Origin of the sequence: Duganella rhizosphaerae (assembly GCF_040364205.1) — a bacterium.
GTDB classification, from domain to species: Bacteria; Pseudomonadota; Gammaproteobacteria; order Burkholderiales; family Burkholderiaceae_D; genus Rugamonas; species Rugamonas rhizosphaerae.
In genome coordinates this window covers 185,789-206,652 of sequence record NZ_BPWK01000009.1, presented here as the reverse complement: position 1 = coordinate 206,652, position 20,864 = coordinate 185,789, and the positions used below count along the sequence as shown (strand labels likewise).

Sequence of the window (20,864 nt, the reverse complement as noted above, 5' to 3'; positions counted from 1 at the left end):
CAGGCGCCGCTGCTACACTGGCCCCATCATCCACGCCACCCGCCCAGCCATGTACCTGCAACCCGCTTTTGCCGAAGACCGCCTGGAAGTCCGCCATGGACTGATGCACGCCTATCCGCTGGCCACGCTGATCGTGGTCGATGCCGACGGCGTCAGCGCCGACCTGATCCCCTTCCTGCTGTATGCCGACGAGGGCGGCAGCGGCCTGGGCGTGCTGCGCGCCCACGTGGCGCGCGCCAATCCGCTGTGGCGCAAGCTGGAGGCGGGGGCGCAATGCCTGGTGGTGTTCCAGGGGCCGGAGGCCTACATCAGCCCGAGCTGGTATGAAACCAAGCGCACCACGCACAAGGTGGTGCCGACCTGGAACTACGCGATGGTGCAGGCGCGCGGCGTGGGCCGGGTGGTGGACGATGCGTTCTGGCTGCGCCGCCTGCTCGACCATCTGACCAACAAGCACGAAAGCGGCCTGCCGCAGCCGTGGGAGGTGGACGACGCGCCTATCGATTTCATGGCCGCGACGATGAAAGCCATCATCGGCATCGAGATCCCGATCGACAGCCTGGTAGGCAAATGGAAGGTCAGCCAGAACCGCAGCGCCGCCGATCAACGCGGCGTGGCGGCGGGCTTGCAGGATGGCGCGATGGCCGAGTTGGTGACGGAGCGCTTCAAGCCCGAATAACCGGCCGGCTAGTCGGGCTAGCCGGCGTGCGCCTCGCTGGCGTCGTCCAGCGCGTGCACGCGCATCGACCACATCACGCCGGCCACCAGCAGCAGCATGGCGGCGATCTCCAGCCCGCGCGGCAGCTGCTGCTTGTAGATGCAGCCATACATCAGCGCGAACAGGGTCTCGAACAGGATCAACTGGCCGGACAAGGTCAGCGGCACCTTGCGGCTGGCGATATTCCACAGGTGGTTGCCGATCACCGACGCGCCCAACGCCAGCAGCGCATTGACGATCCAGAACAGCGTCCAATCGCGGCCGCTGGCCACGGCGCCGGCGCCGGTCACGTCGGCATGGAACAGCGCCAGCCCGGCCAGCGCAATGGCCAGCGCGATCAAGCCGCTCGACAGGCCGTACAGGGCCGACCACTCGCCGCTGCTGAAATGCGGATTGCGCTTCAGGTAGCGCGCATTGTCCACCGAATACCAGGTCCAGCACAGCAGCGCGCCGGCCGCGCACAGCACGCCGAGGATCTTGTCGGCCAGCGGCGCGCCGTTGCCCGCGTCGTGGGTGAAGACGTCGATGTTGATGCAGACGATGCCGGCCGCCACCAGCAGCAGCGGCAGCATCAACTGCTTGAGCGGCACCGAGCCGTGGTCCTTCTGGCCGACCAGCGTGACGGAAATCGGCAGCACGCCGATGATCAGCGAAGTGGCCGCCACGCCGGCGAACTTGACGCCCAGCGCAAGCAGCATGTAGTAGACGATGTTGCCGGCCAGCGCGTGCTTGACCATCGCGACCACGTCGCAGCGGTCGAGGCGGCGCAGCAGCGCGGGCAGGCGGCGCGCCATCAGGGCGCCGGCGATCAGGCCGTAGGCGATGTAGCGCCCGCAAGCCATTTCCAGCGGCGTGAACGCCGTCAGCAATTCCGGCACGATGAACACCATGCCCCACATGGCGCCCGCCAGCAAACCGCACATCACGCCATGCCACATCGTCGAATTCCTCAGTAGATTGTGCACAGCCACCACACGGCGGCCAGCGCGGACAGGTTCAGCGCCACGCTGCACCAGTAGGCGATCTGGAACGAGGTCTTGACCGTCTTGTGGCGCAGCCAGCGTTGCGCCAGCAGGCCGCCGGGCCAGCCGCAGGCCAGGCCCCACAACAGCAGCGTGCTTTCGGGCGTGCGCTGGCGGCCCTTGATGGCGGCCGATTTGTCGGCCGCGTAGGCGATGAAGCAGATGATGCTGGCGACGCCGTACACCGCCGCCAGCCATAGCAGCGCAAGCTGCGAGGGCAGGGCGTCCGGCGTCACCGGGTTCAGAAGTAGCTCAGGCCGAGGGCGGCCTTGACTTCGTCGGCGGTGCGCGCCGCCACTTCGCGCGCGTGCAGCGTGCCTTCCTTCAGCATCTGCATGATGTAGCCCTTGTCCTGCGCCAGCGCTTCGCGGCGCGCGCGGATCGGCGCCAGCATCTCCTGCAGCACCACTTCCAGGCGCTTCTTGACGATCGAGTCGCCCAGGCCGCCGCGCACGTAATGTGCCTTCATTTCCGCCAGCTTGTCCTGCTCGGGATCGAAGGCGTCCAGGTAGATGAAGGCGACGTTGCCCTCCAGGTGGCCCGGGTCTTCCACGCGCAGGTGCAGCGGATCGGTATAAACCTTTTTCACGGCGGCGGTGATCTCGGCCGCGGTGGCGCCCAGGTTGATCGTGTTGCCCAGCGATTTGCTCATCTTGGCCTTGCCGTCGGTGCCCGGCAGGCGGCCGATTTCCGGCACCAGCGCCTTGCACTCGACCAGGATGTCCTGGTTGACCAGGCGGTTGAAGCGGCGCACGATCTCGTTGGTCTGCTCGATCATCGGGATCTGGTCCTCGCCGACCGGCACCAGGGATGCCTTGAACGCCGAGATGTCGGCCGCCTGCGAGGCCGGGTAGGTCAGGAAGCCGGCCGGGATGTCGCGCTCGAAACCGCGCAGCGCGATCTCGGTCTTGACGGTCGGGTTGCGCTCCAGGCGCGCCACGGTCACCAGGTTCAGGTAGTAGAAGGTCAGCTCGGCCAGTTCCGGGATCTGCGACTGGATCAGGATGGTCGACTTGGCCGGGTCGATGCCGACCGCCAGATAGTCCAGCGCCACTTCGACCACGTTGCGGTGCACCTTGTTGGTGTCGTCCATATTGTCGGTCAGCGCCTGGGCGTCGGCCAGCATGATGAACTGCTTGTACTCGTGCTGATAGGCGACGCGGTTGCGCAGGCTGCCGACGAAGTGGCCGAGGTGCAGCGGGCCGGTCGGGCGGTCACCGGTCAGGATCACGGTGGGACCTTTGGACGCGGCCGGCGCGCTGGCGATTACTTCGGACTGTTCGGTCAAGCTCATCAGGGGTTCCTTTACGTTGCCCCGTTCTGGCGCGACGAATATAAAAAACGCCACCAGATAAAGGGCGGCGTTGATAAAAATATCACATCACTATGGGTAGACAGTGGCCGCGCGCTAGGAGCGGCGCCAAATCAGGCAGGCGTGAGGTGTAGTAAAAAATTTCATGCGCGTATGGTTGCAGCTCAGCGCCGGTCTGTCAAGGTGTGAGGCGCCGCAAGGCCCGGCGCGGGATTGGGAACTAGATTGAGTGCTCGCGGCCTAAGCCCAAGGAGATTAAAATGCCTGATAACTTCGATTCGGTCGCATTTATGGATACTCTGATTGAAGGCGGCATGCCAGAGAAGCGGGCCAAGGCGCTGGCCTCGGCCATGTTTCAGCTTGTCGACAGCCATCTGGTGACCAAGAACTACCTCGACATGCGCCTGGCGCAGCTCAAGTCGGAGTTGATACAGTGGATGGTCGGTGTGGTCGTCGTGCAAACCGGCCTGACCGCCGTGCTCTTCAAGCTCATGCATTAATCTAAACGATAAGGTAGTATTGCCGATCTTGAGCAATACCCCTTACCGGAGCCGATATGCGTGACCTTGCAGTTGCAGTGCTTTCCACCCTGATGGTCTCCGCCGCAACGGCGCAAACGCCCACGCCGCCGATGGCGCCCGACATCCCCGCCAAGTTCGACACCGCCGTCCCCAACGCCGACTACGTCAAGCGCGAGGTCATGATCCCGATGCGCGACGGCGTCAAGCTGCACACCGTGATCGTCATCCCCAAGGGCGCCGTCCACGCGCCGATGGTGCTCAGCCGCACCCCGTACAACGCCAGCGGCCGCGCCCAGCGCAACGTCAGCCCCAGCGTGCTGGCCACCGTCGGCCAGGGCGACGAAGTGATGATGGAGAACGGCTACATCCGCGTGTTCCAGGACGTGCGCGGCAAATACGGCTCCGAAGGCGAGTACGTGATGACCCGCCCGGTCAAGGGTGCGCTCAACGGCACCCGCACCGACCACTCCACCGACGCCTGGGACACCATCGACTGGCTGGTCAAGAACACCCCAGAAAGCAACGGCAACGTCGGCATGATAGGCTCGTCCTACGAAGGCTTCACCGTGCTGATGGCGCTGGTCGACCCACATCCGGCGCTCAAGGTCGCGGTGCCGATGAGCCCCATGGTCGACGGCTGGCGCGGCGACGACTGGTTCCACAACGGCGCCTTCCGCCTGCCCAACCTGAGCTATATCGCCGGCCAGACCGCCGCCAAAGGCAGCGGCAAGACCTTGGCCACCGGCGTCTACGACGACTACGAAGGCGCGCTGCGCGGCGGCTCGACCGCCGACTACGCCAAACAGTTCGGCCTGGACCAGCTCAACTTCACCCGCAAGCTGTTCGAGCATCCGGCCTACGACGGCTACTGGCAGCAGCAGGCGCTGGACAAGATCCTGGCCAAGCGCCAGATGAAGGTGCCGACCATGACCGTGGTCGGCTACTGGGACCAGGAAGACATCTACGGCGCCTACGCCTTCTACTCGGCGGTGGAGCCGCAGGACAGCGCCAACAACAAGAACTTCCTGGTGGTGGGGCCGTGGCGCCACAGCGGCGTCAATTACGAGGGTTCCAGCCTGGGCGCGTTCAAGTTCACCGGCGACACCGCGCTGGAATTCCGCCGCGACGTGATGCAACCCTTCCTCGACCAATACCTGAAGGACGGCGCGCCCGCCGCTGATACGCCGCCGGTGCTGTTCTACCAGACCGGCGTCAATCGCTGGCAGCGTTTGGCGCGCTGGCCGCTGGCCTGCGAGGCCGGTTGCCCGGCGCCGCTCAAGCCGATCTACCTGAAGCCGGACTTCAAGCTGGACTTCAAGCCGGACACCGAGGCGCCGAAAGACGGCGCCGCCTACGACGAATACGTGTCCGACCCGGCCAAGCCGGTGCCGTTCGTGCCGCGCCCGGTGCACATGAACGATGCGAATGTCTGGCGTCCATGGCTGGTGAGCGACCAGCGCGGCGTCTCCGACCGCACCGATGTGCTGAGCTATGTCACCGAGCCGCTCAAGGCGCGCCTGCAGATCGCCGGCGCCGCCATGGTCAACCTGTACGCCTCGACCAGCGGCACCGACACCGACTGGGTGGTCAAGCTGATCGACGTCTACCCGGACGAAGTGCCGTCGCAGCCGGAGCTGGGCGGCTACCAGTTGGGCATCGCGATGGACATCTTCCGCGGCCGCTACCGCAACAGCCTGGAGCACCCGTCGCCGATCACGCCGGGCGCGGTGGAGAAATACCGCTTCGCGCTGCCCAACGCCAACCACGTGTTCCTGCCGGGCCACCGGGTGATGGTGCAGATCCAGTCCAGCTGGTTCCCGCTGTACGACCGCAATCCGCAGACCTACGTGCCGAACATCTTCTACGCCAAGCCGGCCGACTACAAGAAGGCGACGCTGCGCGTGTACCACGCCGGCGCCGAGAGCAGCGCGCTGGAGCTGCCGGTGGTGGAGGGTAAATAAGCTAAACGGAATAAACCGTTTAGCCTAGCGGGGACGGACGCTGTCGGTCAGCACGTCCGAGTGGAAGTAGCGGCGGTAGCCGTCCATCACCTGGTTCGACCTGCCTATCTTTTCCAGCATGTCGACCAGCACCCGCTGGTCTTCCGGCTTGAGCGCGCGCGACACATAGGCGCCGCTTTCATGCCACGGCAATTCCGGTATGGTTTCCATGCGCAGCTTTTCCTGCATGCCGTTGACGCGCTGGTCGCGCTGGATCGCGCCGGCCATCAGCGTCGGCCCCATGATGGTGACGTCGGCCGAGCCGGCGTTGAGCAGGCGCGCCACCGCCACCACGTCGACCTCGACGAACAGGCGGCCTTGTTTGGCCAGTTCGTTGATCAACGCCGTATATTGCTCGCCGTAGTCGAAGCCGCGCACCACCGCCACCCGCAGCTCGCGCCGTTCCAGCAAGTTCTTCGCGCTGGTGATGGGCGCCCGCTGGCCGGCCACGGAAATCAGCATGGCGCGGTGGCTGATCATCGGCACGAAGGCGCCGAGCAGATCGCGCGACGGCGTGCGCGAGGCCGGCAGCAGCAGGTCCGCCTTGCCGTCCTTGTACATCGCCACCTGGCGCGCGCGCGGCACCAGCGTGAAGACGAAGTTGCAGCCGTTCTTCGCGCCCATGCTGCGCAACAGGTCGGGATAGATGCCGCCGATGTGCGTGCCCTCGACCTGGACGCTGGCGCCGCTGGCCGACACCGGCACCGCGATATCGCGCGAGCACTCGGCGGCGGCGCCGGCCTGCATCACGCCAGCCGCCAGCAGCGTGGCGATACCGCGCCAGCTCATGGTTTGGCGGCCTGCATGTGGTGCTGGCGGAAGTAGCGCTGCGCCACCAGGATGGCCAGCGCCTGCATCACCGCGCACAGGTAGAAGGTGCTGCCGATGCGCCAGTCGTTGGCGGGCAGGTGGCCAACTTCGGCCAGGATGGCGGTGCCCAGCAGCGGCATGAAGATCACCCCCAAGCTGCTGATCGATTGCAAAGAGCCCATCAATTCCCCCTGTTCGTTGGGCGGCGTGGATTTCGAGATGATGCCCTGCAGCGCGGGACCGACGGCGAACGACAGCACGTTGCAGATGATGAGCACATACATCATCCAGCCCTGCGTGGCCAGGCCGTAAAACAGGTAGGCGAGGCCGCCCGAGCACATCCCCAGCAGCGACAGGCGCACTTCGCCGAAGCGCTTGATCAGGATGCCCAGCAGGCCGGCCTGCACCACCGCCGCCATCAGGCCGACGCAGAACATCGCCGCGCCGTTCTGCCCCGGCGTCCAGTCGAAGCGGAAGCTGGTGTACAGCACCCACGTCGTTTGCAGCATCATCTGCGCGCAGGTGACCAGCGCGAAGGTCACCACCAGGCCGCGGATGTCGGTGCGGCGCGCTAGCTTGAACAGGGCCGTCAGCGGATTGATCTTGGCCAGGCTGAATGGCGAGCGGCGCGTCGCAGGCAGCGATTCCGGCACCACGAAATAGCCGTAGACGAAATTGGCGGCCGACAGCGCGCCCGCCACGTAGAACGGCAGGTGCAGATTGACGTTGCCCAGCAGGCCGCCCAGCATGGGGCCGCAGATGAAGCCCAGGCCGAACGCCGCGCCGACCTTGCCGAAGCTCTTGGCGCGGTTCTCCGGCGTCGACACGTCGGACGCGTAGGCCGAGGCCACCGACATGCTGGCCGACGACATGCCGCCCACCACGCGGCCGATGAACAGGCAGGCCAGGTTGGGCGCCCACGCCGTCGACAGGAAGTTGATGCACATGCCGGCCATCGAATACAGCAGCACCGGCCGGCGGCCGATGCGGTCGCTGACGGCGCCCAGCATCGGCATGAAGATGAACTGCATCAGGCCGAACACCGCGCTCATGATGCCGAACCAGTGGGTCTGGTTTTCGCGCGAGCCGGCGAACTCGCCGATCAGCATCGGCAACACCGGCACGATCAGGCCGATGCCCAGCATATCGATGAACACGCAGATCAGGATGAAGTTCAGGTTGCCCGCCGGCGCGGCGGCCGGCATGACGGTGGTGGCGGTATCGGGCGGGGTCATGTGGTCTGCAGGCGAGAGGTCACGGCGCGGCAGGGCTGGCGGCCCATTCGGCGATGAAGCTGTCGCGGAAGGCGGTCAGCTCGTTGAGGCGGTTTTGCGCCAGGCGGCGGCCGGCGGCCGTTTGCATTTTGCCGGGCAGGGTGGCCAGCTTGGTGTCGATATGGTCCAGCGCATAGGCTTTTTCATCGAGCTCGCGGTGCAGCGCCATCGGATCGTCGGCATGCGCCAGCGCGGTGCCCATGCGGCCGGCCGTGTAGAACAGCCGCGCCAGTCCCACCGCGCCGAGCGCGTCGAGGCGGTCGGCATCCTGGACGATCTTGGCCTCGATGGTCTCGGCGCGGATGGCGGCGGAAAAACTGTGGCTCTCGATCGCATGCGCGACGGCGGCCAGCTTGTTGGGCGGGAAATCGAGTTCGGCCAGCTGGCGGCTGGCCAGCAGCGCCGCCTTGCGCGAGGCCAGGTGGCGTTCGGGATCGTTCTTGGGCAGGTTGACCAGATCGTGCAGATAGCAGCCCGCCAGCACGACCAGCGCATCGGCCTCGGGGTAATCGTCCAGCAGCAGGGTGGCGTTGCGCCAGACCCGGTGCAGGTGGTTGGTATCGTGTGCTCCATCGACTCCGGCGGCGGCACTGGCCAGGCGAACCAGGCGCGGGTGCCAGCTGTTCAGCAAGCTGTTCATCAGTCTCCCGTGATGTCTGAGGCGATTATTTTTTCAAATCATACAGCCTGATTCAGCCCTTGTGCAGGGTAACTGGGCGGCGATTAAAAATTGTTTGCTTGCCAAGTACAATGAAATTGTGCAAAATGCAACCATATTTGATAATAACAGGCATGATGATGCGTAACTTCCCGGCGCTTGCACTGATATTACTGGCCTTGGCCTGCGGCCATGCGCTGGCGCTGGACGACACGCCGACCGTGGCGCCCCATTTCCAGCTGAAGGGGGAAGATTTCCGGCCGTCCGTTGCGCGTCCGAATCCCGTCATCGGTCTGCCATTGCCGGCCAGGCGCACTGCGGCGGAGGCCGAACCGGCCAGGCCGGAGCCCCAGGCGCCGAATCCGCGCGCCGTCGCCACCACCGTGCTGCGCGCCTTGCCCGCCCCGGCCTCCCAGCTGGTGGAAAAACCAAGATGGAAGTTGCGCTAAGTTGATTTGTTTCTCAGATGCATTTATTTGCTGCGTCTTTACTTGACTTGAGGTAACATTGCTGCCAGTCACTTTAGCAATGAAGGAAACCCCATGTCTGGTAATGTAAGCGAACTGCACGCAACGACCCCCGCCGGCGAGTATTTGGCCTTCACGCTGGGCCAGGAAGAGTACGGCATTGATATCCAAAAAGTAGCCGAGATCCGCAGCTACGAAACCCCGACCCGCATCGCCAACGCGCCCGATTTCGTCAAGGGCGTGGTCAATCTGCGCGGCCTGATCGTGCCGATCGTCGACATGCGCATCAAGTTCAACCTGGGCACGCCGACGTACGACCAGTTCACCGTCGTCATCATCCTCAACATCGGCCACCGCGTGGTCGGCATGGTGGTGGACCGCGTCTCCGACGTCACCACGCTGATGCCGGAACAAGTCAAGCCGGCGCCGGAAATCGGCTCGGCCATCAACACCGACCACATCGTCGGCCTGGGCACGCTCGACGAGCGCATGCTGATCCTGGTCGATATCGACAAGCTGATGTCCAGCGCCGACATGGGCCTGGTCGAAAACACCGCGCTGGCGGCGTGATGACGATGCTGGCCAATATCAGCATCGGCAAGCGCCTGGCACTTGGCTTCAGCATCATCCTGGCGTTTGCGATGCTGATCACCGCGATCAGCGTCTGGCGCCTGCAGGGCGTGGCCACGGCCACGCGCGAGATGATGCAGGTGCCGCTGGCCAAGGAGCGCATGATCTCCGACTGGTCGAGCAAGATTGATAGCGCTATCCGCCGCACCACCGCCATCGCCCGCAGCAGCGACCCGTCGCTGGGCGCCTTCTTCGCCGAAGAATCGAAAGCCTCGTCGGCCATCTCGGCGGAATACCAAAAGAAAGTGGAAACCCTGATCGTCGACGCCGACGAGAAGGAACTGTTCGGCCGCATCGGCGAGCAGCGCAAGATCTACCTGTCGTCGCGCGACCAGGTGGCCAAGCTGAAAGGCGCCGGCGAACTGGAAGAGGCCGAGAAGGTCTTCGCCAACGTGTTCCGTCCGGGCGCCACCAGCTACCAGGCGCTGATGCAGGAACTGCTGAAGATGCAGCGCGCGAAAATCGACGCCACCGCCGTCCACATCGACGAAGTGGCGGCCAGCAGCCGCAACCTGCTGTATGTGCTGGCGGTGCTGGTGCTGGCCTTCGGCGCCGTCAGCGCGTGGCTGCTGACCACCGGCATCACCGGCCCGCTGCAAGTGGCGGTGACGGCCGCGCGGCGCGTCGCCGGCGGCGACCTGACCGGCCATATCGACGACAGCGCCCGCGATGAAACCGGCCAGCTGCTGTCCGCGCTGAAGGAGATGAACGCCAGCCTGCTGGGCATCGTCACCGAGGTACGCAGCGGCACCGACCATATCACCACCTCGTCGAGCGAGATCGCGGCGGGCAACCAGGATCTGTCGCGCCGCACCGAGCAGCAGGCCGGCGCGCTGGAGGAAACCGCATCGTCGATGGAAGAGCTGACATCGACCGTCAAGCACAACGCCGACAACGCGCGCCAGGCCAACCAGCTGGCGGCATCGGCCGCGCAGGTGGCAGTCAAGGGCGGCATGGTGGTGTCGCAGGTGGTGGAGACGATGGATTCGATCAACCAGTCGTCGCGCAAGATCGTCGACATCATCGCCGTCATCGACGGCATCGCGTTCCAGACCAATATCCTGGCGCTGAACGCCGCCGTGGAAGCGGCGCGCGCCGGCGAGCAGGGACGCGGCTTCGCCGTCGTGGCGACGGAAGTGCGCAACCTGGCGCAGCGCTCGGCGTCGGCGGCCAAGGAGATCAAGGCGCTGATCGGCGATTCGGTCGAGAAGGTCAACCAGGGCAGCAAGCTGGTGGCCGATGCCGGCTTGACGATGGATGAAATTGTCGGCAGCGTGCATCGCGTCAGCGACATCATCACCGAGATCACGGCGGCCAGCACCGAGCAGAGCGCCGGCATCAATGAGGTGTATCAGGCCATCGGCGCGATGGACGGCGTGACGCAGCAGAACGCCGCGCTGGTCGAACAGGCCGCCGCCGCGGCGGAATCGATGCAGCAGCAGGCAGCGGCGCTGGCGCAGGCGGTCAGCGTGTTCAAGGTGGATGGTGTGGCGTCGTCCTCGCGTGCGCGCGGCACGGCTCCGCGCGCGGCAGCATCACGCCCGGCGCTGCGTCTGACCAGCCGCGCTTAAGCGTCGGCTTAAACGTTGGCTTAAGCGTCGGCTTAAGCGTCGGTACTGTCGCCGGGCGATCTGTCGATCGCCTGCTGCGACAAGCGGTCCGCGTCGCCGTTGCGGTGACGCGGCACCCACCGCAGGCTCACGGCGCCCAGCGGCGCCATCAAGTCCGTCACGCGCCGGCGATGTTCTTCCAAGCCCTTGGCGCCACGGCCGGCGGCCACCGCCTGCGCACTCAGGTTCACATCGTTGACCACCACCTGGCTGTCGCCATGCACCACCAACCCGGTCGCACCGAGGCGCACGGCCGCTTCCAGCAAGGCCGTCAGCGCCAGGTATTCCGCCTCGCCGCTGTTGCCATGGCCGGCGCGGCGGCTGATTTCCACCCGTTCGCCATCCGGGCCGCACAGCAGCGCACCAATGCCTATCTGCCCCGGATTCGGATGCGCCGAACCGTCGAACCATCCGCGCCAGCCATCGGCGGCCGGCAGCATGCGCGCCGCGCGCTGTTCCAGTTGCCGCGCCTTCTCCGCCAACTTTGCCGAGCGCAGTTCCCGGTCGCGCAGGCGCAAGGCGCTGCGCTCGGCCAGCAGCAGCGCCAAACCCTGCACGCCCGCCACCTGCGTCAGCACCTGATGCAAGGCCTGCGCCTCGCTCACCGCCGAACGCGCCGCCAGACGACGAGCGGCCACGCGCTCGCCCTTGTAGGCGGCCGTGGCCAGTACCTCGAAATCAGTTTCGTTCATCAGTCGCGACGTGGATTGTCGGGATGGCGGTCGACGCGGTTGGGTACACCATCGCCGTCGCGGTCGTGGTCATAGCGGTTCGGGACGCCGTCATGGTCCTTGTCGCCGCGGCCCTGGCCGTAATTGCGGTTGTCGTGGCGGTCGTAGCGATTTGGGATGCCGTCGTGATCGCGATCGCCGTTCGGACCGCGATCCCAGCGGGCTTCCTCGCGCAGCCAGCGGCCATCGCGTTGCACCCAGCGTGGTTGGGCATAAACGTAGCCCGGGCGCTCGGCGACCCAGCTGCCGCTAATCCATTCATGGCGGTGGCCGCGCCAGTCCCAGTAACCCGGCGCCCAGACGTAGCCGTAGCGCGGTGGCGGCATCCGTTCATAGCGCGGCGGCGGCGGGGCGACGGTCACATAGTCAACCTGCACCGGGGCCGGGCCGACGGCCACCCAGCCGCCCGGATCCAGGCGCCAGTTGCCGCCGTCGCGTATCCATTCGGCGCGGCGATACTGCGCGCCGTTGCGTTCCTGTTCCCAGCGGCCGGCCAGCCATACGTGGCGATAGCCGTCCCAGTTCCAATAGCCCGGCGCCCAGACGTAGCCGTGGCGCGGCGCCGGCAGGCTTTCAAAACGTGGAGGCGGCGGTGCGTTGCCGATCACGACGCTGACGCCGACTTGCGCGGACGCGATGGCTGGAGCGAATGCTGCGGCGCTCAGCGCGAGCATGGCGGCAGCGTAAATGGTGTGCGAGCGTTTGATCATGATGTGTTCTCCGTTTGCGCGTTTTCGTGCAACGCTTGAACGAACTATAGCAAGCAGCGTCAGGGAAGGCTCCCGATGATGCAACTTTTTACATCTGACACAAAGCTGTGGGGGTGTGTGCGGTGGCGCACAGAGAGGACTACGGAGGAAGTGGAGCGAGACTGCTAAAGGCTTCGCCTGTTACGCGGCGTTTCGGTGGCGCGTACAGGCGAAGGGATGACGGGCCTTCAAATTTTGCTCGCTGCGGTGGTGTCGGCGGCCAGCACGGATTTGCTCTCGTCGATCAGCGATTGTTTTTTCTGTTCGGCGGTCAGGCGCTTGGCGCTGACGACGATCACTTGCATGTCCTTGGCGGCTGGTGCGGTGTAGCTGGCTTGAACCGGCGTTGGGGCTGCGGTGGTTTCGTCGAGTACGTAGTTGGCGGCGCAGGCCAGGCCCAGGGTCACGACAAACAGGGCTTCGAAGTTTTTCAGGACGTTCATTTTGCTTCCTTTCGGTGGTTAAAAGTGTGTTTCGATGTGCTCACTTTATGCAAAGGCCTGTCCAGCCGCCACGGGATTGCGACGAGCCGCGCTTTTTGCGTCCCGAAATGCAGATAGGCGCGATGAGGTGTTGGCTTTTCGGCCACGGAAGGCGTGTTTTCGCCGCCCCTCCGCTAAGGCTGGGCAGATACCGTCCACCAGCGCGAGGGGCATATGCCGCGATTCATCACCACCATCCTGCAAGCCTGGGCCGAGCGCCGCCGCGCACGGCGCCGGCAGGCCAACCTGCGCGCCGGAGCCAGCGGCCGCCCGTCGATGCGGCTGGTGCCGCCGGCCCGTGCCGGACGCCAGCCGGCGGCCACCGGGACGCAGGTGCTCGGGCGCCGGCGCGCCATGTGGATCGCCGTGGTCGGCGTGTGCGTGGTGGCGGGCGGCGGCGCGCTGATCGCCGGCCATGCGCGCCACCTGGCCGCCGCGACGGTCAGTACCCCGCAGGCCGTCAACAGCGTGCGCGCCGCGTATGCCTATCAATCCGTGCTGCCCGGCGCAGCATTCACCGTGCCGGCGCTGGCGGGACTGAGCACCAGCATCCAACCCGGCGGCGCTTTGCTGGTGGCGTCCGGCATGCAGGCCGCGCCGGCGGTGCGCGTGGACCTGTGCAGCCAGATGCGCAGCCCCACCGACCCGCGCCTGCTGCCGCTGCGGCTGGGCTACCGTTTCGACGACGTCAAGCGCTGGGTCAAGCGCAATGAAGAATCGAACGTCCAGATCTCGCTGCGCAACGTGCTGCTGGTGGCCGACAATGGCGCCGGCGCTGGCGCGATCCCGGAAATCCAGATCGAAGGCACGGCCCGCGCGGACTTTACCGATCCGCTGAGCGAGCCGCTGCAACTGAGCTGGCGCAGCGCGCAGGCCGGCGCGCGCTGGATCAGCGACGCCAGTTTCGGCCAGGTCGAGCAGGGCGCCAGCGGCCAGGTCGCGCTGCGCCAGCAGGGATGGCTGTTGTGGGGCGCCGCCTCGGCGCTGCGCATCGAACGGCGCGCCAACGCCATGTGTCCGCAAGCGGGAGAACTGGTGGTCCAGATGTATCGCCTGGCGCAGCAGGACGCAGCCGCCGCCGGTACGCCGGCCAGCGCGCTGGTGGTTGCCTTCCCGGCGCGCGGCAGGGCGGTGAGCACCAATCTCGCGGCCGGCGCGTATCAAGTGCCGGCCGCCGCGCCGATGGCATTGGAGGACCAATCGCTGTTCAACGCGCTGCAAGACCAGGGCTTGCTGCGCCTGAGCGCCGCCGGCGCGATCGAACTGGCGCCGCGCGACCTGCCGCAATGGCAGGCCGCAGGCACCGCCGAACGCGTCGCCGAATTGGACAACTGGAAGCAGGTCAAGCCCGGCGCCGCCACGCACAAACTGTTCAAGCGCTTGTACTACCAGGCCGACGGCGCCTACGTCCGCCAGCAGATCGACATCTACAACAGCGAACGCCGGCTGCTGGCCTGGCGCGTCAAAGCGCCGACCGGCATGGTGCTGGACTGGAGCGCCAGCGCCGGCAGCGACCCCGCATCCGGCAGCGCGCCGACAATGGTGGCCACCACCAGCCAGATGCCGGTCGCCGCCTCGCGCCTGTTCGCATCGCTGCCGCAGGGATGGCAGCCGTGGACCCGCGTGGCCCGCTGGCCGCAAGCAGTTGAAGGGCAGGGTGCGCGTCCTGTGGTGCGGCTCAACCTCGCATTGCCGCGCGCCGCCGCCGGCGGCGAAGTGATGCAGCTGCTGCTGGCCGGCCGCGTCACCGGCGCCGTCGGCGCCAGCGCGCAACTGGCGCCCGCCTGCACCGGCCGCGCCTGCGCCAGCAGCGCGGATGTGCAGCAGGTCACGCTGACGCTGCAAGCGGGCGCGCACAACGTGCAGCTGACGGCGCAACCGCTGGACTTCAGCGCGCCGGAAGATCAAAAATACCGCCACCTGCGCGTCGCCGGCGGCCGTCTGGTATGGCAGGCGCTGTCGCCTGTCGCCGGTGACACCGCTCCCGGCCTGCCACGGCCAGCCGCGCCGTCGCCGGTGCAGCTGGAAGACCGCAACGGCACGTTGCTGTGGGCCGATGGCGTGCCGACGCAGTCCGCCATCGACGCCGGCCTCGCGCCGCTGCTGGGCGTGAGCGGCGACCATGCCAACAGCGTGGCCGGCATGCTGGCCCGCCTGCCGGTATCGGCCGCCACGGTCTCGCGCGCATCCGGCGCGGCGGTCGGCGCGCGCCTCACGCTGGACCTGCCCTTGCAGGCCTTGAGCCAGCGCGTGCTGGACTGCGTCGGCATGCATCGCGGCCGCTGGGACGGCAAGGCCTGCGTCGGCGGCCAGGCAGCGGCGGAAGGCCGCCATGCCGGCCTGGTGATCCTGGATACCGAAACCGGCGACGTACTGGCCGCAGCCGGCGCCGGCGCGGGCGCGGTCAGCGCCGCCAACTGGGCCGAGGTGCGCGACTTCGACCGCACCAGCCCCGCACGCAGCCCCCTGCGCCTGCCGGCCTTGCAGCACGACGGCGGCGCGCACCAGAGCCCCGGCTCGACGTTCAAGGTGATCAGCGCGCTGGGCCTGGAGCTGGCCGCGCAGAACGATCCGCAGATCGATGCGCTGTTGGGCGGCATGCCGCTGCCCGCCATCAACCGGCTGGCGCAGCAGCGCGGCTTTGGCTTCCAGACCGACGCCGCCAGTTATCCGCTCAATCCGCGCCTGGCCCACATCACCAACTACCACGAGCAAAGCCTGGACCGCCGCGCGCAGGAAGGCCGCCTGGGACTGGCGCAGGCGCTGACCTACAGCCTCAATACCTGGTTCGCCTGGTCCAGCGAATTGAGCGACCATAGCCTGTTCGGCCGCGCCGAAGGCGGCGCCCCCGACTTGCAGGCGCTGGACGCCGACGCGCTCGATGCGGTGCGTCCCATCGTCGCCGCTGCGCACCGGCTGGGCTTCGAGCAAACGCTGCGCCTGGACGGCGGCCTGCTGCCGGCCGATTTCAACTGGCGCAGCTGGGATGCGCTGCAGGCGACGCCGGCGCATATCGACCCGATCCACACGCGGCACGAGCTGCGCCAGATGGCGATCGGCTTGCGCATGCAGGTCACGCCACTGCAAATGGCGCTGGCTGCGGCGGCGGTCGGGCAGGGCAAGGTGGTGGCGCCGCGTATGCTGCTCACCTTGGGCAGCGCCGACAGCGTCGTGCCGGAGATGAAGCCGGTCGGCATCCGCCTCGACCGCATCCGCGCCGGCATGAAAGGCGTGGTCGACGTCGGCACCGGCGCCGGCGCGTTCGGCGGCGCCGCGCTGGCCGGCGTGCGGCCCGGCCTGTACGGCAAGACCGGCACCGCGCCTACCGGCGACGACACCGCCACCGTCTGGTTCACCGGCTGGCTGGAAGCGGGCAGCCTGCCGGGCCAGACGCACCGGCTGGCGATGGCGGCCTTTGTCAGCCATTCCAACGCCACCGGCGGCGAGCATGCGGCGCCGGTGCTGGCGGCGGTGCTGTCCACGCTGGCGGCCCAGAACCGCGAACAGAAGGGGAAATAGGCTTGTAAACGGGATAATGAAATCGCCGCTTTTGTGGCATGATTTCGAGGCGTCCGCCATAGCGCGCTCATTTTCGTTTTTCTCTTATTGACAGGACTGTATGCGCTTGCCAGGAACCCGGTATCAGGAGCACGGCTGGGAACAAGTGCGCAAGCTGTTGGGACACTGCTCGTTGCAGGCGTTCCGCCGGCTTGAGATGCACCAGCTGCTCGACCCCGGGCAGCACGCAACGCTGCTCGACAGCTATACCGATGCGGTGGCCGCAGCCCTGCGCGCGGGCGCCCGTTCCGCGCGCGCCGAGGCCGAAGGCAACAGCTACGGCGACAGCGTCTACGAACTGTCGCTTAGCCTGATGTTCGAATTGCAGGCGCAGCCGGCCTTCTGGCTGGCGTTTGCCGCCGCCGTCGCCGCCGAACATGGGCGCAGCGGCGCCTTCTGGCTCGACGCCGCCGCCGAAGGCGTGATGCGCAAAAAGGTCAACGATATGTACGCCGGCCTGCGCGACAAGGTCGATGCCGACAACTACATCGTCACCACGGGCCGCGACTGCTCGCCCAACAAAATCTACACCTATCGCATGCTCGATACCGCCTACCGCGAGATCGCCGGCCTGTTCGCGGACTGGCGGCAGCACGCGGCGCAGGTGAGCGACATCCTGGGGCGTCCGCTGGACGGCAGCCCGATCGAGGTGCGGCAGATGAAGTCCATCGGCGGCTGCAAGGCCGAGTGGATCATCCGCTGGAGCGAGTCGCAGGAGCGCTACGCCGGCTCGCCGGGACCGCTGCACACCAAATCCAAGCGCTTCGCCAGCCTGAAAAACAGCCCGGAGAAGATCGCGGCGATGCTGGCGGAAATCGGCGATTATGAAGAACTGTCGGCCAATATGGACCGCGCCGACTACTGGCAGGGCGACGCCGGCGAGGCGGCGCTGTGGCTGGAAGACTACTGGCGCGTGCTCGGCGAGTCCGAACAGAACGAGGCGCCGGGAGAGGATCGCATCCTGCCCGAGCCTGAGGCGGACGACGACTCCAGCCTTGCGGACGACGCGGCGGAAGAGCGTGACGACGACGGCGCCGGGCCGCCGGATGAATTCAAGGCGCACGACCTGGCGGCCGAACAGGCGCTGGCCGGCACGCTTTCCCTGCCCCCCCGCTATCTGGAATTGGCGCGGGCGGCGCAGGAAGCCGGCAGCTGGGCGTTGCGCATCCTGAGCGACGAGTCGCTGCCGATCCGCCTCGCCGTGTACCAGAAACTGCTGGGCGCCGCCGACGACACCTATCCGGACGCCTGGCTGGACCCGGCCACCGGCGAGCTGCCGACCTTGCAGCAGTTGGCGGCGCTGGACCAGATTTCGATGCCGACGCTGCGCAAGCGCCGCAACGAAGCGATCGACAAGCTGTATGCGGTCAACGCCGCGCCGGCGAAATGAAGGAGAACGAGTTGAAATCAGCACAAGATGAGCAAGACGCACGGCTGCGCGAGCGCGCGTTGCTGGCGCGCGCCGTGCCGGGCGACCGCCTGATGCTGGCCGACGCCACGCTGCTGGCGGCGCTGGACGGCAGCCGGGCACTGACGCCGAACGAGCGCCAGGCGCTGTCGGCGTCGCCGCTGACGCTGCGGCGCTTCCGCCAGTTGTCGCTGGAGCGGCATGCGCAGGCGCAGACGCAGACGCAGCTTGCCGCCAACGACCCGGTATGGGCCGGCAGCAGCGGCATGCTGCGCGCGGCCGCCAGTGCAACGATGCTGGAATCGCTGGCCACCGACGACAACTGCTGGACGCTGCACTTCCTGCCGGCAGGAGAGGGTGATGGCGAAGGCTGGCAGGTGATCCTGAGCCTGTCGGCGGAAGCGCCGTTCGCCGCGCGCCTGCTGCGCGAACGCGTGATGGTGCGCGTGATCGACGGCGGCGGGGCGATCGTCTTGCAGGGCCGCCTGGACGCGGACGGCGAATACGAATGCAGCTGGCCTTTCGCCACCGCGCCGGCGCACCACTTCCAGATATACGGCGCAGGTTTTGCCGTCGAACCGGTAGCGCCTTAGACCATGGGCATATTTTCCCGACGCAGCAAGCCAGCCGTCGATAGCGACGGCCTGGGAGTCGACCTGATCGCGCTGAGGCTCGATGCGGGGGACGCTGCGCCGGTTCATAGCACTGTTGTGATTTTCAACGCCGGCGGCCACGCGCGCCGCGCGGCTGCCGGCAAAGTGGCCTGCGAGCCGGGCGAGCTGGCGCTGTGCTTTCATCCGGGACCGTACACGGTACACCTGGCGCCGTTCGCGGCGGCGCCGGAGTGGGGCCTGCGGCTGCGCTTTGTCGTCGATGTCGCCAATCCGCGCGTGACGCAGCAGCGGTTCGATTTGTATTTGTACAGCGAGATGACGGAGCGGCTGGAGCTTGATACGTTCCGCGCGTCGGCGCAAGCGGCGCTGCAAACGGAATTGGCGCAAGGCGCGCTGGATCTGCCGCCGTGCACCACGCTGGAGGAGTGGCACGCCTTCCGCGCCGGCCTCAATCAGCTGCTGTACACCCGCTTCGGCGTAACGGTCGACGACTGCGTGCCGGTGGACTTGGGCGACCAGGTCGATTACGCCGATGTGCTGAAGGCCCGTGCCGCCGCTGCGGTGATCGATATTCCGCCTGTGGACACGCGCAATCCCGCCGCCAGCGCCGAGCCAGCATCGTACACGCTGTCCACCGCTGCCGCTGCCGCCGACGGCGGCTCGCCGATGCGGCCCGCAGCCACGGCTTCTTCCACCGCCGCGACGCCTGTCGCCTGGCAGGATGCGTTTGGCCTGCGCCGTCTGTTCCTCGAACTGCCTGGCTTGAGCCGCGACCTGCGCTTGCTGCTCCTGCCTGAGGGCTCGCTCATCTTCCAGCAGCACCAGGCCCTGTTGCTACGCCTCGGCATGGCCGCTCTGAACGTGAACACCATGCCTTCGCTGGCCTGGGCCGCGCCGGACCAGCCGTTGGCGTATGCAGACCAGGTTCGCCGCACGAGCCAGACCCTGCTCGCCGTGCAGGCGCTGGATGAAGCCTGGGCGTTGCTGGCCCGCTTCCAGCGCGCCGGGCACGCGCAATGGCCGGCGCTGCTGGAGGAGGCGGACCGTATCTGCGCCAATCTGGAAACCGGCCTGGCCTTCCGCCGCGCCCCGCATGTGCCCCGCACGGAACCATCGCTATGACCACGCTATCCGCCGCCACTGTGCCGACCAACGCCGAATGCCGCAGCATACTGGCCGACGGCCGGGTATTGACGATCACCGCCAGCCGCCGCCCGCGCGCCAACCGCGCCGACGTCAAATGCAGCGTCGCCGGCGCCCCGGCCATCGCCGAGCGGATGCAGGAAGTGGTCCGCCTTGCCCGCCACACCGAAGTACGGCTCGATAGCCGCGACCAGGTTGTCCTCAGCATGGACATCGCGCCCGGCGCCACAGACCGTGACTGGGAACTGGCCGCAGTGCTGGCGGACCGCATGGTGCGCGGCCTGTTCCAAGCCGCGCTAGCCGGCCGCCAGTACGCGCAAGGCTGGTCGGACGCCTGGCACCTCGGCCGCGCCCAGGGCGCAGCACTCGTCGCGACGGCGCTGAACCATCCGCAGATCGGCCCCGGTGACGGCATCATCGCCGGCGGCGCAGCCAGCGACGGCCCGACGCGCGCGCTGCACATCACCCACCTTGGCGCCTTGAGCGGCCATGCCGATCCGTCGGCCGGCGTCTCCACCGTACGCGCCTGGTTCCCGCTGCACAGCGGCGGCATCAACGACAGCCTGGCGTGGGTGGAGGTCAGCGTCTTCGCCATCGAAAGCGACGCCGCAGTGGAGGGCGCATCGGCCGGCGCCACCCACAACCCGGCAGCGGCGACCGAGGAAGACACCATCGCGGCGCCAGGCCTGGACCTGAGCGCGCAGCTGGAAGTGCGTCAGACCCTGGCCGCCGCCCGCCATTTCGACGGCAAGGGGCTGGGTCGCTGGCGCAGCGTGGTGCGTTTCGGCCAGCCGCGCTTCCAGGGTGGCTCGTACCAGCTGGCGCTGGTGATGGCCGACCGCCTCGCGCGCGGCCGCGAGTTCCTGCCGCGCGGCCGCATCATCGCCACCGGCTGCTCCAGCGCCTGGCATGCCGGCCGGGTCGACAGCGTCGAAGGCCGCGAGCCCAAGCTGGAATTGATACTTATGCAAGCGGCAGCGGGCGACCGGGTGCTGTTGCCCAAGGCCTGGCAGGATGAGCTGCCGGCCGGTTTCGCGGCCGAACTGCGCCAAAAGGGCGCCAGCCTGGCCTGTATCGACCGGATCGGCATGATTTGAAGCGGCACAGTATCGTGCGCAGAATTAAAAACGGGCGTGCCCTGCTAAAATCGGCAGATG

General features: G+C 67.2%; 20 protein-coding genes. 11 read left to right on the top strand and 9 right to left on the bottom strand.

Translation table 11 applies throughout. From position 1 onward, the window contains the following. The first annotated feature begins 49 nt into the window (after positions 1 to 49). Positions 50 to 679 (top strand): FMN-binding negative transcriptional regulator, encoded by a 630-nt coding sequence (locus RUGAMON1_RS20480; RefSeq protein WP_445232298.1) that lies wholly within the window; start codon positions 50 to 52, stop codon positions 677 to 679. 17 nt (positions 680 to 696) lie between these two features. Here RUGAMON1_RS20480 and RUGAMON1_RS20475 read toward each other — a convergent pair whose 3' ends face one another. From RUGAMON1_RS20475 to trpS, 3 genes are read right to left on the bottom strand one after another with little or no spacing between them, the layout of a single operon-like run. Further along, positions 697 to 1,656, bottom strand: a complete 960-nt coding sequence (locus tag RUGAMON1_RS20475) for a DMT family transporter (RefSeq protein ID WP_445232265.1) — start codon at positions 1,654 to 1,656, stop codon at positions 697 to 699. Positions 1,657 to 1,667: 11 nt separating this feature from the next. Continuing rightward, positions 1,668 to 1,976, bottom strand: a complete 309-nt coding sequence (locus RUGAMON1_RS20470) for a DUF1294 domain-containing protein (RefSeq protein ID WP_445232264.1) — start codon at positions 1,974 to 1,976, stop codon at positions 1,668 to 1,670. A gap of 5 nt (positions 1,977 to 1,981) precedes the next feature. Next, positions 1,982 to 3,034: a tryptophan--tRNA ligase gene (trpS, locus tag RUGAMON1_RS20465; RefSeq protein WP_445232263.1), complete on the bottom strand. Its 1,053-nt coding sequence runs from the start codon at positions 3,032 to 3,034 to the stop codon at positions 1,982 to 1,984. 278 nt (positions 3,035 to 3,312) lie between these two features. Between trpS and RUGAMON1_RS20460 the strand changes: the two genes are divergently transcribed. Together RUGAMON1_RS20460 and RUGAMON1_RS20455 are read left to right on the top strand one after the other, a co-directional pair. After that, positions 3,313 to 3,552: a hypothetical protein gene (locus tag RUGAMON1_RS20460; protein WP_445232262.1), complete on the top strand. Its 240-nt coding sequence runs from the start codon at positions 3,313 to 3,315 to the stop codon at positions 3,550 to 3,552. A 56-nt stretch (positions 3,553 to 3,608) separates the two neighbouring features. After that, positions 3,609 to 5,534: a CocE/NonD family hydrolase gene (locus tag RUGAMON1_RS20455; RefSeq protein ID WP_445232261.1), complete on the top strand. Its 1,926-nt coding sequence runs from the start codon at positions 3,609 to 3,611 to the stop codon at positions 5,532 to 5,534. Positions 5,535 to 5,558: 24 nt separating this feature from the next. On the opposite strand, the gene RUGAMON1_RS20450 is transcribed toward RUGAMON1_RS20455, so the two are convergent. The 3 genes from RUGAMON1_RS20450 to RUGAMON1_RS20440 are packed head-to-tail and all read right to left on the bottom strand — an operon-like array spanning position 5,559 to position 8,297. Continuing rightward, positions 5,559 to 6,362 carry a substrate-binding periplasmic protein gene (locus RUGAMON1_RS20450; RefSeq protein ID WP_445232260.1) on the bottom strand — a complete coding sequence of 268 codons (804 nt, stop codon included), beginning with the start codon at positions 6,360 to 6,362 and terminating at the stop codon, positions 5,559 to 5,561. Then, positions 6,359 to 7,618 (bottom strand): TCR/Tet family MFS transporter, encoded by a 1,260-nt coding sequence (locus RUGAMON1_RS20445; protein WP_445232259.1) that lies wholly within the window; start codon positions 7,616 to 7,618, stop codon positions 6,359 to 6,361. Before RUGAMON1_RS20445 ends, RUGAMON1_RS20450 begins: the two co-directional genes overlap by 4 nt. A 19-nt stretch (positions 7,619 to 7,637) precedes the next feature. Continuing rightward, positions 7,638 to 8,297, bottom strand: a complete 660-nt coding sequence (locus tag RUGAMON1_RS20440) for an HD domain-containing protein (protein WP_445232258.1) — start codon at positions 8,295 to 8,297, stop codon at positions 7,638 to 7,640. Between the two features lie 152 nt (positions 8,298 to 8,449). Here RUGAMON1_RS20440 and RUGAMON1_RS20435 point away from each other — a divergent pair, with 152 nt between their 5' ends. The 3 genes from RUGAMON1_RS20435 to RUGAMON1_RS20425 all read left to right on the top strand — a co-directional run bounded on the left by RUGAMON1_RS20435 (position 8,450) and on the right by RUGAMON1_RS20425 (position 10,983). Beyond that, positions 8,450 to 8,764 (top strand): hypothetical protein, encoded by a 315-nt coding sequence (locus tag RUGAMON1_RS20435; protein WP_445232257.1) that lies wholly within the window; start codon positions 8,450 to 8,452, stop codon positions 8,762 to 8,764. Between the two features lie 93 nt (positions 8,765 to 8,857). Next, entirely contained in the window at positions 8,858 to 9,352 is a 495-nt protein-coding gene (locus tag RUGAMON1_RS20430) for a chemotaxis protein CheW (protein ID WP_116990000.1), read from the top strand. Then, positions 9,352 to 10,983 carry a methyl-accepting chemotaxis protein gene (locus RUGAMON1_RS20425; RefSeq protein ID WP_445232256.1) on the top strand — a complete coding sequence of 544 codons (1,632 nt, stop codon included), beginning with the start codon at positions 9,352 to 9,354 and terminating at the stop codon, positions 10,981 to 10,983. The genes RUGAMON1_RS20430 and RUGAMON1_RS20425 overlap by 1 nt, the downstream gene beginning before the upstream one ends. Positions 10,984 to 11,015: 32 nt before the next feature. Here the strand turns inward: RUGAMON1_RS20425 and RUGAMON1_RS20420 are convergent, their stop codons facing one another. From RUGAMON1_RS20420 to RUGAMON1_RS20410, 3 genes are all read right to left on the bottom strand, one after another. Next, positions 11,016 to 11,714: a ribonuclease HI family protein gene (locus RUGAMON1_RS20420; RefSeq protein ID WP_445232255.1), complete on the bottom strand. Its 699-nt coding sequence runs from the start codon at positions 11,712 to 11,714 to the stop codon at positions 11,016 to 11,018. Further along, the gene (locus RUGAMON1_RS20415) at positions 11,714 to 12,463 is read right to left on the bottom strand and encodes a chromosomal replication initiator protein DnaA (protein WP_445232254.1); all 750 of its coding nucleotides are present in this window, start codon (positions 12,461 to 12,463) and stop codon (positions 11,714 to 11,716) included. The genes RUGAMON1_RS20420 and RUGAMON1_RS20415 overlap by 1 nt, the downstream gene beginning before the upstream one ends. 227 nt (positions 12,464 to 12,690) lie before the next feature. After that, positions 12,691 to 12,945, bottom strand: a complete 255-nt coding sequence (locus tag RUGAMON1_RS20410; protein ID WP_445232253.1) for a hypothetical protein — start codon at positions 12,943 to 12,945, stop codon at positions 12,691 to 12,693. Between the two features lie 213 nt (positions 12,946 to 13,158). On the opposite strand from RUGAMON1_RS20410, the gene RUGAMON1_RS20405 reads away from it, so the two are divergent. The 5 genes from RUGAMON1_RS20405 to RUGAMON1_RS20385 all read left to right on the top strand — a co-directional run bounded on the left by RUGAMON1_RS20405 (position 13,159) and on the right by RUGAMON1_RS20385 (position 20,804). Further along, complete coding sequence (locus RUGAMON1_RS20405) at positions 13,159 to 16,503, top strand: penicillin-binding transpeptidase domain-containing protein (RefSeq protein WP_445232252.1); 3,345 nt, start codon at positions 13,159 to 13,161, stop codon at positions 16,501 to 16,503. A 100-nt stretch (positions 16,504 to 16,603) separates the two neighbouring features. Then, complete coding sequence (locus tag RUGAMON1_RS20400) at positions 16,604 to 17,932, top strand: hypothetical protein (protein WP_445232251.1); 1,329 nt, start codon at positions 16,604 to 16,606, stop codon at positions 17,930 to 17,932. Positions 17,933 to 17,943: 11 nt separating this feature from the next. Continuing rightward, a complete protein-coding gene (locus RUGAMON1_RS20395) occupies positions 17,944 to 18,543 on the top strand; it encodes a hypothetical protein (RefSeq protein WP_445232250.1) in 600 nt (199 codons plus the stop codon). Between the two features lie 3 nt (positions 18,544 to 18,546). Beyond that, positions 18,547 to 19,686, top strand: coding sequence for a hypothetical protein (locus tag RUGAMON1_RS20390; RefSeq protein ID WP_445232249.1), 1,140 nt, complete (start codon positions 18,547 to 18,549; stop codon positions 19,684 to 19,686). Next, positions 19,683 to 20,804, top strand: a complete 1,122-nt coding sequence (locus tag RUGAMON1_RS20385; RefSeq protein WP_445232248.1) for a hypothetical protein — start codon at positions 19,683 to 19,685, stop codon at positions 20,802 to 20,804. Before RUGAMON1_RS20390 ends, RUGAMON1_RS20385 begins: the two co-directional genes overlap by 4 nt. Positions 20,805 to 20,864 lie beyond the last annotated feature (60 nt).

Coding starts and splice junctions, on each gene's coding strand:
- RUGAMON1_RS20400 (WP_445232251.1), top strand. CDS start 16,604: ATGCGCTTGCCAGGAACCCGGTATCAGGAGCACGGCTGGGAACAAGTG.
- RUGAMON1_RS20405 (WP_445232252.1), top strand. CDS start 13,159: ATGCCGCGATTCATCACCACCATCCTGCAAGCCTGGGCCGAGCGCCGC.
- RUGAMON1_RS20430 (WP_116990000.1), top strand. CDS start 8,858: ATGTCTGGTAATGTAAGCGAACTGCACGCAACGACCCCCGCCGGCGAG.
- RUGAMON1_RS20390 (WP_445232249.1), top strand. CDS start 18,547: ATGGGCATATTTTCCCGACGCAGCAAGCCAGCCGTCGATAGCGACGGC.
- RUGAMON1_RS20460 (WP_445232262.1), top strand. CDS start 3,313: ATGCCTGATAACTTCGATTCGGTCGCATTTATGGATACTCTGATTGAA.
- RUGAMON1_RS20425 (WP_445232256.1), top strand. CDS start 9,352: ATGACGATGCTGGCCAATATCAGCATCGGCAAGCGCCTGGCACTTGGC.
- RUGAMON1_RS20440 (WP_445232258.1), bottom strand. CDS start 8,297: ATGAACAGCTTGCTGAACAGCTGGCACCCGCGCCTGGTTCGCCTGGCC.
- RUGAMON1_RS20445 (WP_445232259.1), bottom strand. CDS start 7,618: ATGACCCCGCCCGATACCGCCACCACCGTCATGCCGGCCGCCGCGCCG.
- trpS (WP_445232263.1), bottom strand. CDS start 3,034: ATGAGCTTGACCGAACAGTCCGAAGTAATCGCCAGCGCGCCGGCCGCG.
- RUGAMON1_RS20420 (WP_445232255.1), bottom strand. CDS start 11,714: ATGAACGAAACTGATTTCGAGGTACTGGCCACGGCCGCCTACAAGGGC.
- RUGAMON1_RS20415 (WP_445232254.1), bottom strand. CDS start 12,463: ATGATCAAACGCTCGCACACCATTTACGCTGCCGCCATGCTCGCGCTG.
- RUGAMON1_RS20385 (WP_445232248.1), top strand. CDS start 19,683: ATGACCACGCTATCCGCCGCCACTGTGCCGACCAACGCCGAATGCCGC.
- RUGAMON1_RS20450 (WP_445232260.1), bottom strand. CDS start 6,362: ATGAGCTGGCGCGGTATCGCCACGCTGCTGGCGGCTGGCGTGATGCAG.
- RUGAMON1_RS20410 (WP_445232253.1), bottom strand. CDS start 12,945: ATGAACGTCCTGAAAAACTTCGAAGCCCTGTTTGTCGTGACCCTGGGC.
- RUGAMON1_RS20480 (WP_445232298.1), top strand. CDS start 50: ATGTACCTGCAACCCGCTTTTGCCGAAGACCGCCTGGAAGTCCGCCAT.
- RUGAMON1_RS20475 (WP_445232265.1), bottom strand. CDS start 1,656: ATGTGGCATGGCGTGATGTGCGGTTTGCTGGCGGGCGCCATGTGGGGC.
- RUGAMON1_RS20455 (WP_445232261.1), top strand. CDS start 3,609: ATGCGTGACCTTGCAGTTGCAGTGCTTTCCACCCTGATGGTCTCCGCC.
- RUGAMON1_RS20435 (WP_445232257.1), top strand. CDS start 8,450: ATGATGATGCGTAACTTCCCGGCGCTTGCACTGATATTACTGGCCTTG.